The organism is Vibrio sp. M260112 (assembly GCF_036533775.1).
Taxonomy (GTDB): Bacteria; Pseudomonadota; Gammaproteobacteria; order Enterobacterales; family Vibrionaceae; genus Vibrio.
The window spans coordinates 47398-60995 of record NZ_JATABH010000015.1 but is presented as its reverse complement, the minus strand read 5'-3'; the positions used below and the strand labels follow the sequence as shown (position 1 = coordinate 60995).

The 13598-nt window shown below is 44.7% G+C and carries 11 protein-coding genes; 7 read left to right on the top strand and 4 right to left on the bottom strand.

Annotation, left to right across the window (positions count from 1 at the left end):
• The first annotated feature begins 103 nt into the window (after nucleotides 1-103).
• From QTN95_RS08950 to QTN95_RS08940, 3 genes are read left to right on the top strand one after another with little or no spacing between them, the layout of a single operon-like run.
• Nucleotides 104-1471 (top strand): DNA-3-methyladenine glycosylase 2 family protein, encoded by a 1368-nt coding sequence (locus QTN95_RS08950; protein ID WP_443088865.1) that lies wholly within the window; start codon nucleotides 104-106, stop codon nucleotides 1469-1471.
• Nucleotides 1468-1944 carry a methylated-DNA--[protein]-cysteine S-methyltransferase gene (locus tag QTN95_RS08945; protein ID WP_331417230.1) on the top strand — a complete coding sequence of 159 codons (477 nt, stop codon included), beginning with the start codon at nucleotides 1468-1470 and terminating at the stop codon, nucleotides 1942-1944. The genes QTN95_RS08950 and QTN95_RS08945 overlap by 4 nt, the downstream gene beginning before the upstream one ends.
• A 4-nt stretch (nucleotides 1945-1948) precedes the next feature.
• Nucleotides 1949-2353 (top strand): hypothetical protein, encoded by a 405-nt coding sequence (locus QTN95_RS08940; RefSeq protein WP_331417229.1) that lies wholly within the window; start codon nucleotides 1949-1951, stop codon nucleotides 2351-2353.
• Here the strand turns inward: QTN95_RS08940 and nhaD are convergent.
• From nhaD to QTN95_RS08925, 3 genes are all read right to left on the bottom strand, one after another.
• Complete coding sequence (gene nhaD, locus QTN95_RS08935; RefSeq protein ID WP_331417228.1) at nucleotides 2346-3782, bottom strand: sodium:proton antiporter NhaD; 1437 nt, start codon at nucleotides 3780-3782, stop codon at nucleotides 2346-2348. The two genes, QTN95_RS08940 and nhaD, sit on opposite strands and share 8 nt — an antisense overlap.
• A gap of 237 nt (nucleotides 3783-4019) precedes the next feature.
• Nucleotides 4020-5810 carry a leukocidin family pore-forming toxin gene (locus QTN95_RS08930; RefSeq protein WP_331417227.1) on the bottom strand — a complete coding sequence of 597 codons (1791 nt, stop codon included), beginning with the start codon at nucleotides 5808-5810 and terminating at the stop codon, nucleotides 4020-4022.
• Between the two features lie 443 nt (nucleotides 5811-6253).
• Nucleotides 6254-7156 carry a LysR family transcriptional regulator gene (locus tag QTN95_RS08925; RefSeq protein WP_331417226.1) on the bottom strand — a complete coding sequence of 301 codons (903 nt, stop codon included), beginning with the start codon at nucleotides 7154-7156 and terminating at the stop codon, nucleotides 6254-6256.
• A gap of 122 nt (nucleotides 7157-7278) precedes the next feature.
• On the opposite strand from QTN95_RS08925, the gene QTN95_RS08920 reads away from it, so the two are divergent.
• On the top strand, nucleotides 7279-9297 hold the full coding sequence (locus QTN95_RS08920; RefSeq protein ID WP_331417225.1) for an alkyl/aryl-sulfatase: 2019 nt from the start codon (nucleotides 7279-7281) through the stop codon (nucleotides 9295-9297).
• A gap of 114 nt (nucleotides 9298-9411) precedes the next feature.
• Here the strand turns inward: QTN95_RS08920 and QTN95_RS08915 are convergent, their stop codons facing one another.
• The gene (locus QTN95_RS08915; RefSeq protein WP_331417224.1) at nucleotides 9412-10716 is read right to left on the bottom strand and encodes a dicarboxylate/amino acid:cation symporter; all 1305 of its coding nucleotides are present in this window, start codon (nucleotides 10714-10716) and stop codon (nucleotides 9412-9414) included.
• Between the two features lie 448 nt (nucleotides 10717-11164).
• Between QTN95_RS08915 and QTN95_RS08910 the strand changes: the two genes are divergently transcribed.
• The 3 genes from QTN95_RS08910 to QTN95_RS08900 all read left to right on the top strand — a co-directional run bounded on the left by QTN95_RS08910 (nucleotide 11165) and on the right by QTN95_RS08900 (nucleotide 13497).
• A complete protein-coding gene (locus QTN95_RS08910) occupies nucleotides 11165-11785 on the top strand; it encodes a LysE family translocator (RefSeq protein ID WP_138970842.1) in 621 nt (206 codons plus the stop codon).
• Nucleotides 11786-12075: 290 nt separating this feature from the next.
• Nucleotides 12076-12534 (top strand): YaiI/YqxD family protein, encoded by a 459-nt coding sequence (locus tag QTN95_RS08905; RefSeq protein WP_331417223.1) that lies wholly within the window; start codon nucleotides 12076-12078, stop codon nucleotides 12532-12534.
• Nucleotides 12535-12543: 9 nt separating this feature from the next.
• Nucleotides 12544-13497: a LysR family transcriptional regulator gene (locus QTN95_RS08900; protein ID WP_331417222.1), complete on the top strand. Its 954-nt coding sequence runs from the start codon at nucleotides 12544-12546 to the stop codon at nucleotides 13495-13497.
• The last annotated feature ends 101 nt before the right edge of the window (nucleotides 13498-13598 follow it).

The following is a 13598-nucleotide window of genomic DNA, read 5'->3' as shown; positions in this document are numbered from 1 at the left end:
GATGAGGAAAATGGCTTCGCAATCTCATTGAGTGCCGAAAATGGCTAGTATTTATTGTTATCCGATTTAGAATTTAAATAACAGTTTGAAGCGTATCGGAAAAATGATGGCTCAGGGAATGACATTTTTGACAAAAAAAGATTGCCATAACGCGAGAATGGCAAGAGACAGCCGTTTTGATGGGTGTTTTTACGTGGCAGTGAAAACCACAGGAATCTTTTGTCGACCGATTTGCCCAGCAAATCTACCCAAGGAAGAAAACGTCGAGTACTTTTTTGATAAGGCCCTCGCATTGCAAGCGGGTTATCGACCTTGTTTACGCTGCCGCCCAGATAGTGCGCCAAGTTCTTGGGCATGGAAAGGCGTCGAGGCGACATTTCAGCGTGCGGTTAAGTTAATTGAACAAGGCGCTTTGCAACACGCTTCTCTAGTCGAACTCTCTGAGCGACTCGGGATCTCAGACCGCTATCTACGTAAGTTGTTCAGCCACTATATTGGTATGTCCCCCAAGCAATACGCGCTGTGTTATCAATTGATGTTCGCGAAGCAGTTGCTGCATACCAGCCGTCTCTCCGTGACAGAGGTTGCTTTGGCGAGTGGATTCAATAGTCTTCGTCGTTTTAATGATGCGTTCAAGCAGCAGCTGAAATTGACACCGTCCCAGATAAAGAAGGATTTGGTGGCTTGTGCAGAGACGAATCATATCGATCTCGCTTACCGAGGCCCCTTTGATTGGCAGCACATGCTCGATTTCTATCGTTTGAGAGCGATCAACGGATTGGAACTGGTGGGGGCAGACGACTATCAACGTTGCTTCGAGTTGGAAGGGCAAGCCGGTTGGTTTTCTGTATCAAACCCCAAAACGGGCATTGTAAGATTGCAGTTTAAACTCGATGATATTTCGTGCCTGAGGTCGTTGGTCAATCAGGTTCGGCGAATGTTCGATCTCGACAGTGACTTGTTACTGATCGAGAAACATTTACATGACATCGAGCCAAAGCTAATCAAGCAATCGGGTATTCGTATCCCTGGGGTTTGGAGTCCTTGGGAAGCGGGGGTCAGGGCAATTCTTGGTCAACAGGTCTCTATCAAAGCTGCCATTGGGCAATTGAACTTGCTGGCAACCACTTTGCAGCCAGATGGCGTCACGCATTTCCCCACTCCGAGTGAAGTGAACGGTGCAGATTTATCATTCTTGCGGATGCCTCAAAGCCGCAAGGATACGCTGGCAAGATTTGCTGCCTACATGACCTGTCACCCTGATGCACCACCGGAGTCCTGGCTTGAAATAAAGGGAATCGGACCATGGACGATGAACTATGCGCGTTTACGAGGCGCTTCAGAACCTAACTGTTTTTTGGAGAGTGACCTAGTGGTGAAAAAAGCACTCAAGGCTTTCCCCAACCTCACTACGAATACAGTTTCTCCTTGGGGAAGCTACGCAACCTTTCATTGTTGGAGTCACGCATGACAAACTACTACACCACATTTCAATCACCATTAGGTGTCATGACGCTGCAAGCGAACCAAGAGGGGCTAGTTGGTGCTTGGTTTGAAACTCAAACGACTCAGCCAGACAGTTTGGGGATCTACACGGAAGACAACCCCATTCTTTGCCAAGCGGTTGTCCAATTGACTGAGTATTTCTCTGGCTCTCGCACCAATTTTGATCTTCCTGTTGTAGCCAAAGGCACCGTATTTCAGACTCAAGTTTGGAAGGCGCTAGCCACTATTCCATATGGAGAAACCTGTAGCTATCAGGATCTTGCTAATGCGATAGGTAACCCCAAGGCCGTTAGAGCCGTAGGGTTAGCGAATGGCAAAAATCCTGTTTCTGTGATTGTACCGTGTCACAGGGTGATTGGAAAAAGTGGTAAGCTAACAGGGTACGCAGGAGGCGTAGAACGCAAAGCGCAGCTATTGCAGTTAGAGCAATCGGAGTGATGGAATGGTAACACGGGTAAAAAGCACTGCGTTGTTGGTGTGTGGTTTATTACCAGTCGCCCTAATGGGGTGTTCAGAAGAGAAGACAGAACGCATTCTCAACAAGCAAACGTATTCATTTGAAGGGGTCTTCGAAAACCAGTACAACGGTGATCTGCTGGAATTTAAGGACGCTCAAGTGACTTTTATCAAGGAGAACCATCTGGATGTGACAAAAACGTTTGAAGTGAAAGATAACTACCTGACCATCCAGATGCGCAATAGCTCGAAGGAGAAGCGTGAAGACATCGTAATGCGAATTCACGGCAATAACGAGTTACTGACGTGCAACGTGTGTGCGAAATACCAGTTGGCCAGTACGTGGCAAAAGAGAGATTTCTCTCCTTTGCCCGCTGAAGTGATTAACTAAAGAGAGAACCATTTAGCAATAAATGTGCAGCAATACTAGCCACGTAGCCCATCGCGATGACTGGCAGCCATTTCAAGTGACCAAAGAAGGTGTATTTTCCATGCGCCGCTCCCATCAATGCTACACCTGCTGCTGAGCCTATCGACAATAAGCTTCCTCCCACACCAGCAGTAAGAGTGACCAATAACCAGTTGCCCATACTCATGACTGGCTCCATGGTCAATACCGCAAACATCACTGGGATATTATCCACAATGGCAGAAAGTATTCCGACCATCACGTTCGCTAGCACCGGATCCCATTGGGTATACATGACTTCAGAGATCGTACCTAAATAGCCTAGAAGGTTCAGGCCGCCAACGCACATCACGACGCCATAGAAAAATAACAACGTGTCCCATTCTGCATGAGAGACGCGTCGGAACACGTCAAAAGGCACCACTGAGCCTAAACGTTTTAACGCATGATCATCTCGATTTTCTATTGCTCGCGCTGCTTTTTTATGTAGAGAAGCTTTAAGGGTTTTGCGCAAGAAGAATCCGAAAAATTGCAGATAGGCGAGCCCCATCATCATACCGACCACGGGTGGAAAGTGCAGGACAGCATGAAAAGCAACCGCTGTTGCTATGGTAAGAACAAACAAAAAGACGATGCGCTTAGCTCCTCGTTTTAGCTCGACATGTTGGTGGACGACATCTGGGCGAGTCTTAGGAATGAAGAACGACATAATCAACGCTGGCACAAGGTAGTTGATGACGGAGGGTACAAACAAGGGCATGAACTCTCCAAACGAGACGTGCCCTGCCTGCCAAACCATTAGAGTGGTGATATCACCAAATGGACTGAAGGCACCTCCGGCATTGGCCGCGATAACGATGTTGATACAGGCTAGATTAATGAATTTGGTATTATCGCCTGCAACTTTCATCACGACTGCGCACATTAGCAGTGCGGTGGTCAGGTTATCGGCGATCGGTGAAATAAAGAAGGCGAGAATACCGGTTAGCCAAAAGAGTGATTTAAAGTTAAATCCTTTGCCGACCATCCAAGCCTGAAGTGCATCGAACAGCCGCCTCTCTTCCATTGCGCTGATGTAGGTCATCGCGACTAACAAAAACAGCAATAACTCCGCATACTCAAGCAGGTTATGTTCCAACGCAGCCTTTGCAACTTCAACCTGATCGTATTGGGAATAGACGTAACCAATCATTGCCCAGATTAAGCCTGCGGCAAGTAATACAGGTTTTGATTTCCTTAGCTGCAGGTACTCCTCTAGCATCACCAAGGTATAGGCGATAGCGAAGATGATGAGCGATGCATAACCAATGGTGGATTGGGTTAATGGTAAAACTTGTGTGTTCGAGGAAGCAGCAAATGTTGAAAAAGGTAGCAAAAAGAGGGTGACAAAAAGGGACCACTGCAATTTCATACTTTCACTCCTTGGAAAGCCGATTGTTGTTATCGTAAAACTATTCTAGAGAGGATTTAGCTGTGGTTATGTGAGATAAGTTGGATCCGATTGTATTCATTAAACATTTGTGACCTAAATGTTTGTTTTTTGGGTGGCGATAACAAGTAGAGTCATTGCTTATAGAGGAAAAGATCCCCCCTGACATTAGAGTCGGGGGGATCTTTTTGTCTGTAGTGTAACTTATATGGCGAAATATTAGTTAAAGAGGTTGGTAAAAGAAGTCATCGTCCTTACACTGACTTGTGAGTCGTCATAGTTATATAAACCGAGATTACCTGTGGTTTTATCGTGTCCAAGCTTTTGGTCAAAAAAGACATTGTTCAGGTTGTCACTGTTTTCTAACCACTCCCAGCGCTGGCTTAATTTCATCGCACAGGGCTGCAATCTACCCAGTGACTCTCCGTCGAGACATTTCTTGTTCGTTGTGCTCACGTAGCGACCAAACTGATCATAGATAAATGATTGTTGAGCACTATTAGAAAGACAATTGCGCGTGCTTAGCGTACCGTTGCTACTCGTTTGAATACATCGGTTATTAAAACTCGCAAGTTGTAGATTGACAGGTCGACCTCCCGTAAATACAGGGTGTGTCCAGTCGACGGTGAAGCTGGTGTTAACACCAACTCTTCGGCGTGGAGTGTCTTCAAAACTATGGTAGGAAAAGTGATTGCCAAAGAAGTAATAGTGGTAATAACGCCCGTGATAGAATGGACGCATGTTGACCGAAGACTCAATTGTAAAGCGTGTGGTTCCTGTCTCGTTTGCATTGGCTTTATAGATAACATCCATTTTTGGGACAAAACCTGAGTACGAAATCGGGCTTATACGTTTGAGATCAACAGGATATCTATTCCATACAAACACTGTATCGGTTCGTTTGTTCATCAAAGAGGCTGCGGTCCGAAATTGCTCTCGGTTCCACTTGAAAGTTATGTTTCTTGGCCCATTGGTGTTACGTTCAACACGATAATCGGACGTGTTAAAGGTTAGCCAACGGCTCTGATTATAACTCGCTTTAGCTTCTAGTTTTCTCTTAGCGTTTTCTAAGTTGCCGGATATCCCCAGTTCGAAACCAGATACTTCTCTTACTTCATATTGTGAGTTGATGTTGGATCTGGGGAATGTTTTTAATACCTGCGCTTTGCTATTCGAAGCATTAAATGTGAATCGATAATCTTCAGCGATAGCGTCAGTTACCCATTCTGTGTCGTAAGCATTTGACGTAGCTGACGTCCGATTATATGTCCTATGAGTATCGAGTTTATTGTTCAGGTTAATTCCAGCGCCGGACGATTCGTCATCTAAGCTAATACGAACGATTTTTGCGTCGGGAGTTGCTGAACCTGTTGTACCATATTGCAATGAACGTGCGAGACTAACTCGATAAATTAAAGATATATTAGGATAACTGCAAAGGTACTTTTTAGTGTTGGGTGAACCAAAAAGTCGGGATTTTTGAAATCGACATTCATCGAATGTTATCCGTCGATTGACGTTTAAATAAAATGCTACGTGTGGAAGAGCCGCAGTGTTTTCCGACCGAGCGAATGAAGACGTATCGGTCTCAGTACTCAGTTCCAAATTACTCACGTTAGGATCATCTTCATTATCGACAGGAGAGAACATTAACTTCCCTTTGTATCTACTGACTATGAGAAAGTCACTGTCAAAAGTTAAGCCAATTTGTTGCCTCAACATTGATTTCGCTTGTTGTTTTTGCTCCTCGTCTTCAATCATGCTGAAATCGACAAGATAACGACGATTTTGATTTAAAATATCATCATTAGCTGTCTTCATTGATGGGATATTAGTCTCCTCGGTAAACCAATAATCTGCATTAAAATACCTTACCTGACTGCTATCTTGAAGGCTACTAAGCATCTGGACTGCTCTGCCTTGCGGTTCGTTAATATCCGCTTGCGCAGTGTTAATAAAAGCTAAGCTTGCAAGGATAGCTATAGCATGGAGTGTTTTATTTCTCGGCATCACAAAAACACCTCTATGTAATCATTGTGCTAATTAAATCTGCTTTTTCCTACAATAGTGTTTTCTATCTCTATTAATAAAACAAATGATAGTGCTCAGTGATAAGGAAATTAAACAGAAGGCTATTAAGTCGTTATTAGATAACCACTTAGGCAGTATTGATACATGGCAAGCTAATATTGATAACCTAATTATTAATTATGTTGGCTCAGTATCTAAGTTAAATATTTGTTAAATTTCAGTCGTTTCATTGCTAATCCCTTCTTGGGATGATGAATGTATACAGTTAAATGTGGTGATATTTGAACGAGTGTTGTGAAAAAACCTTCATTTAATTTAAATAAAGACAATTACTAAGTTAGTGAAGCATAAATTAGTTAAGCCTCTATTTTTATGGGTCGGTTCCATTATTATTGTCAGGATATTCCTTGTGTAAGAAATCTTTACCCGCTAATGAAGTAGGACTTGAGTTTATTACGTAGCCATTGGTTGGCTGGATTGAATTTCATTCGATTGTGGGCCATTAAGCGATATTTGACAGGGATACTGGTGAAAGGTGCGTCCATAACTTGTAAATCGAGTCTATCTGCAAACTGGTTGGCAAGGCTTTTAACCACAGCGGCGAGGCAGTCACTGTTGGAAATCATGGTCATCTGCGACACTAGCGAGTCGCATTCCGCAGCAACTCGTCTCTCACCAATTGACTCTTCGGTGAAATAGTCGGCGAGGTAAGCCTGTTCCCTTCTCATCTTTAGTGTAACGTGCTTCTCTTCGTAAAATTGTCGGAGATCGACTGACTTATTAATCCTTGGATGTCCCCGGCGGGCAATGATGCAGATTTGATCGTCAAACAAGAACTCAGAAAAGAATGAAGGGGCAGAGTAGTTGGCAAAATCAATCGCGAGATCGGCTTGTTGTCGATTGAGGTTGTTGATCAGTTTCTCTTCACTCGACAAGGTTGGATGCAGTTCGATTTCAACGTTCCCCAGTTCCTTATCCGCATCGATTTTCGGCAGTAAGGTAAGCATGATGGGCTCTGTTGTGTAGACCACAAAACGACGTGAATGCTCGGTAGAAAATGCTTCAATACCTTGTATCGCGTTATGAATCTGACTCAGCGCAGGTTCAATTTGGCGTGCTAACTCTTGTGCCTGATGGGTAGGCGCAATTCCGCGACCAGCTCGAACAAACAGTTGAACGCCGAGTTGTTTCTGCAAACGTTTCAAGACACCACTAACACCTGGCTGGGTTAATCCCAATACCTCAGCGGCAAGAGTAATCGAACGCTGTTGATAAACGGTAATGAATATTTTCAGCAAATTGAGGTCAATGTTGTCATTGCTCATTCTGGTTCCTTCAATACATAACAAATTGCGATGTTTCAAATAAAGTTACATGCATGTATTTAGATGTGTCAATTGAATAAAGTACATTTTGTACCCAATAACGAGACACTATGAGGCTCCCTATGACTCGACGTTTTTTACCCTCAGCGATTTCATTGGCACTTATCGTTTCACACTCTGCTCTGGCTGACTATGCCAGTTTAGAAACGTACCAAGGCAACCCTGCGACTGAGCATACTAAGAGTGCAAACCAAGAACTTGCTAAACAACTGCCTTGGCAAGATGTATCAGCATTTGAGCGCACCAAGAAAGGTCTTATTGCGGAATTTGGTAGTCATCAGGCTGGCAAGTTAAAAAAGCGCTTTGATTACATGGCGGAGATGAATCTTGAACAACTGCCAGCAACGGTAAACCCGTCTATTTGGCGTCAGGGGATGCTCAACTATGCGGCTGGTGGTCTGTATCAAGTGACGGATGGTGTCTACCAAGTCCGAGGCGCGGATCTGTCCAACATGACTATCTACCGCACTGATAATGGCTATGTTATTCATGATCCTTTGTTATCCAAGCAAGCCGCCGCTGCCTCATGGGAATTTGCCAAAATGCATCTGCCAAAGGTCAATGGTGAACACAAGATTACCGGTATGATCTATTCGCATATGCACGCTGACCATTTCGGCGGCTCTCGAGGCATCATTGAGTCTGGTGATTTCATTGAAGGTGCGCCGATCTATGCACCAAACGACTTTATTAAGGAGCTGGCTGATGAAAATGTTATCGCTGGTACCGCGATGAGTCGCCGTGCTAACTACCAATACGGTACCACTTTAGATAACAACCCTCAGGGTATTGTTGATAATGCTCTTGGCTTGGGTACTTCGCGCGGAGAAGTGACTTTGGTTGCACCAACCCAAGAAATCTCAGAACGTGAGAAAGTCATTACTATTGATGGCCTTGAACTTCACGCGATCAATATGCCCGGTGCGGAAGCACCTGCTGAAATTGTGCTTTACGTTCCCAAATATCGCTCCCTAAACACAGCAGAACTCACTTATGATGGTATGCACAATATCTACACATTCCGAGGGGCTAAAGTTCGTGATGCCTTAGTATGGACTAAATATCTTACTGAGCTAAAACTGCGTTATGTTGATAGCGGACTGGTCGATAATATTCATGCGGCACACTCAGCGCCAGTGTGGAATGAAGCGAATACGGAGAACAATGAGATCTCGGACTACATGACGCTTCAGCGTGACAATTATGGCTTTATCCATAATCAGGCGATGCGTTTGGCAAACCATGGTGTGACGATTCATGACGTAGGGCGTGAAATAGAAAAGATCATTCCAGAGTCCCAGTTACAAACTTGGCACACCAATGGTTACCACGGTTCATACAGTCACAACGCTCGTGCTGTGGTGAATTTGTATCTTGGCTATCACGACATGAACCCAGTGAACACCAATCCGTTGCAAACTAAGGACAAGTCTTGTGTTTATGTAGCCGCCGCAGGCGCTGACACGTTGTACAAAGCAGGTCAGACACACTACAGCAAAGGTGAATACCAGCAAGCGTCACAATTGTTTAATGACTTGGTGCAGTGTCAGCCGGATAACATTAATTACCGTTTTTCGCTTGCAGATAGCTTTGAACAACAAGGCTATCAATCAGAGACAATGGCATGGCGCAACTCGTATCTGCAAGGTGCTGTAGAGTTAAAAACCGGTAAAGTACAACCTTCGATTAAACTGGCCTCAGCAGATGTGATTGCCAATACACCAACCGGTATGTTCCTAGACTTTTTAGCGGTGCGACTGAATGCAGAAAAAGCAGAGCAGGCAGGGTTGGACTTTAGCTTTGGTATCCACCACCCAGACATCAACGAGCGTTATTTTGGCGAAGTATCGAACTCAAATATGGCGAACATCGCCGTTGAGACGATGCCAAACACGGATGTAGAGTTAGTGATCAATAAGACTGACATGACAGAAATGGTGTTGGGGAAAGCATCTCTCGATCAATTGTTGAAGTCTGGCAAAGTGAAAATCAATGGTAATGCGGAGCTGGTTAAGCACTTAACGGATTCGTTAGATGATTTTGATGGCATGTTTGAAATCCTGCCGATGCCAACCAAATAATCAGGATGTATAAATCAAAAAACGCCTCGATATGGCTATCGAGGCGTTTTTTATCGTTAGAGCTATTTGGCGACCTTGCTGAAATTGGCTTTTAAGCCAACTGCTATGATCAAATTAAGCTTCTGAACGTTTGAGATGAACTTCTTCTTCTTCGGCTCCAGCCATTGGGTCGTTGAAGCGAGATTCGTCCAGTGCACCTTCAGACTTAGCAACAATAATAGTCACGGCACTGTCACCAGTGATGTTAACAGCAGTACGAATCATATCGAGTAGACGGTCAACACCCATGATCAGTGCGATACCTTCCAGCGGTAGACCTACTTGGTTTAGTACCATTGCTAGCATAACTAGACCAACGCCTGGAACACCTGCCGTGCCGATAGAGGCTAGGGTTGCTGTGAGGATAACCATCAGGTAATCACCCATCGTCAGGTCAATGTTGAACGCCTGTGCGATAAATGCAGTCGCAACACCTTGCATGATTGCAGTACCGTCCATGTTCACCGTTGCACCTAATGGTACGGTAAACGATGACACACGGTTCTCTACACCCATGCGGTTCTTAGCCGTTTCCATTGTCACTGGAATCGTTGCATTTGAAGACGCCGTCGAGAAAGCGAACATAATTGCGTCTTCCATCTTCTTAAGGAAGGTGATTGGGCTTAGACCAGTAAAGCCTTTTAGCATCAAGCTGTAGGTGACCAAACCATGCAAAAGTAGCGTGCCAGCCAGTACGAGGAAGTACTCTGCCAAGTTAACAATTGCACTCAGACCAAGACCTGTGAACAGTTTCGCCATCAAGAAGAACACGCCGTATGGTGCAAGGTTCATCAGGATCGCGACCAGTTTCATGATTACGTCATTCAGATCCGAGAAAAACGATGCAATACGTTCACCTGGTTTGCCTGCTGCGCTAATCGCTACACCGAAAAGTACGGCAAATACGATGACCTGAAGGGTTTTGCCCCCTGCCATCGCGCTAATAGGGTTGGTTGGGAACATATCAATGATCACCTGACCAAGCGATGGAGCTTCAGAAGACTTGAACGAGCTTGCCGCTGTAAGATCAGCGCCAGCACCCGGTTGGAATAGGTTACCCATGGTTAGGGCTAGAGTGATAGCCACTGCCGTGGTTGCGATATAGAAAGCAAGGGTTTTGCCTCCCATACGACCCAAAGTAGAAAGGTCTTTTAATGAGCTAGTACCGCAAACCAGTGAAACAAACACCAGTGGTACAACAAGCATTTTTAAGCTGGCGACAAAGATCTGTCCACCGACTTCAAATAATCCATTAACAATATATGCATCGACAAATCCGTTGTCGGCAAATAGGCTGCGAATTGCAAATCCTGTCAAGATACCCGCTACCATACCGAGAATAACACGGCTGGTTAACGACATTGGCTTCTTGGTATTCATAGAGAACACTCCTTATAGTTATGCACCCTGAGTTCATTTCAAGGCGAGCAGGAGGTTAGCAGGCGAATGAAAAAATAAGAAAGCAAAATAGTGGAGGGGATGTGTAGATGTGACCGCTGTCACTGCTTTTTTGTGGCATTTAACGGCGTGTTAACTAAATTTCGCAAAGTTATTATCTATAAAATCGCAAAATTAACACTGAAAATCCTAGCTGTTAAAATAGAAGCCTTTCTCATTACGTGAGAATCCAAGTGTATATAGTCATAGGGTTGGTCGAAAAGTGCATATATAGTCAAAAGTTATTCAGTTAAAGTCGCAATTTTCGATACGTCGCTTCTCGTATTGATTAGGGACATTCTGTGCCTCTATTGCTTATGTCGGTGTATGGTGTTTGGCTGTGCATTGCATTATGTTAGATCGCATTACTACTACTCACGATCTAGGTTCTATGAATACTGCTTTGCTGGGAATGTTTATTCCGACTTTTTTCTTTGTCTCCATTACTCCGGGGATGTGCATGACGCTTGCTCTAACATTAGGCATGAGTATCGGTTACCGACGAGCCTTGTGGATGATGGCGGGTGAACTGGTGGGCGTTGGATTAGTGGCGATAGCGGCGGTGGTCGGTATTGCTGCGGTTATGCTCAACTATCCTTGGTTGTTCGTTGCACTGAAATTTATTGGTGGTGGGTATCTACTTTATCTTGGCATCCAGATGTGGCGTTCAAGAGGCAAACTCGCGATCAATCTGGAACAGCAGGCTGCGGTACCACAAAGTGATTGGGACTTGGTGATTCAAGGATTTGTCACTGCTATTGCGAATCCCAAAGGTTGGGCTTTTATGATCTCTCTTCTACCACCATTTATCGATCAAAAAGCCGATCTCATGCCACAACTTGTGGTACTCGTCTCGATTATCTTAGTGTTTGAATTTATCTGCATGACGCTATATGCCACGGGTGGAAAAGGATTGAAACGCTTACTGGGTCACTCTCAAAATGTCCGTTTAATGAACAGAATTGCCGGAACATTGATGATGGGAGTTGGCGTGTGGTTGTTTGTCAGTTAACGATGCGTCTTTTACCACTTAGGTGAATGCGAGTGAACCTATTACCAGCCCCTGAGTAGCTCTCTCTCAGGGGCTTTTTACATTGAGCGTATTGGCGTGTTTGTGGGTCAACTCGCGCGAAACGCAATGGGGTTGTTTGCCTGTCGGGCTTTCTAGTCAAAAAGATTTGCAGGGAGTAAGGTTAGTTTCGATACTGGAACTGCTGTACGCTTTAAATAACGCTATTATGCTTCAACAAATTGCGGTCTAATGATTGCGTTAATTTAGAGAAGATTAAGGAATCGAGTTTGATGAAGATTTGGGTAGATGCAGATGCGTGTCCGGTCGTGGTTCGTGATGTTTTATTTCGAGCCTCTCAGAGGACTGGTGTCGAGGTGACTTTAGTTGCTAACCAATTTATCCGCACCCCAGCGTCGCCGAAAGTGACTATGTTGCAAGTACAACCTGGTTTTGATGTCGCAGACAACGAAATTGTTAAGCGCTGCCAAGTCGGTGACTTAGTGATCACCAGCGATATTCCTCTCGCAGACGAGATTATTACCAAAGGTGGTCATGCATTGAGTTCTCGCGGTGAAATGTTTACCAAAGAGAACATAAAGTCACGCCTTAATATTCGCGACTTCATGGAAACCATGCGTAGCAGTGGTATTCAGACGGGAGGCCCTGCGCCGCTTAGTCAGGCTGATCGCCAGCAGTTCGCTAACCATTTGGACAAGTGGTTAGTGCAATGGCAACGTTCGCAAAAGTAAGGCGCTGAGATGGCACTGGTTAATCAACTCTCTCTGTTTATTGATGTCGTGCAGCAGGGCTCGTTTGCTAAGGCTGCGGCGTTGAATGATATGGATAACTCATCACTATCCAAACAAATCAAGAAACTAGAGACAGAACTGGGTGTGCAGTTGCTCAATCGTTCGACACGCTCTTTCTCACTGACTCCTGCGGGTGAAGAGATCTTAGAGCAAGCACGGAATTTGGTTGGCACGTTGCATCACGTACAGTCGATAGCGGATTCTTACCATGCACAACCAAAGGGACGCATTCGCGTAACGGCTCCTCTCCATATTGGACAGAACCATCTTCAACCTGTGATTACCCAGTTTCTTAAAAATTATCCTGATGTTGAGATTGAGCTGCTGCTTGATGATAAGCGTTCCGACATTATTTCTGACCACTTTGATGTCGCATTTCGTTTAGGAAGATTGGATGACTCGAGCCTGATTGCGAGGAAAATTGCTGATATCAGAGCGGTTATCTTAGCATCAGATACGTTTATTGAACGTTATGGGGAGCCGAAAACTCCGGATGAATTGGTTAAGCTACCCTCTGTTGTTTACAGTAATCGTTCATTGATCGTTGATACGATGAGACTCAGTGAACAGCCGGGTGGGGAAACATTTCTCAACTACAAGATGAAGGGAAACTGTAAGGTAAATGACGTGGCAACTCTCATAGCGGCGGTACAGGATGGATTAGGGTATGCGACCATATCGTCTTCCAACCTCAATCGGTCGATTGTCGAGATGAAGCTACGCCCTCTCCTCACACAGTATACGCTGTGCAATGGAGATCTCGCTTTGTATGCCCTCTATCCTCACCGTAAACAAACGGCATTGGTCAAAGCATTTATCTCGGCAGTTGAAGCCCATATAGGAAAACCGCCAATATGGGAGCAGTATATTCCTAACTTTGCTCACTTTTATCAAAAGCAATGAGGTTAGTAGGGGGCGGCATTGAGCCAGACCATTTTTCCTGCTACTCAGTGCGGGAGATCGCATAAATCAATTCCATTAACTGCTATGGTTAAAAAATAACC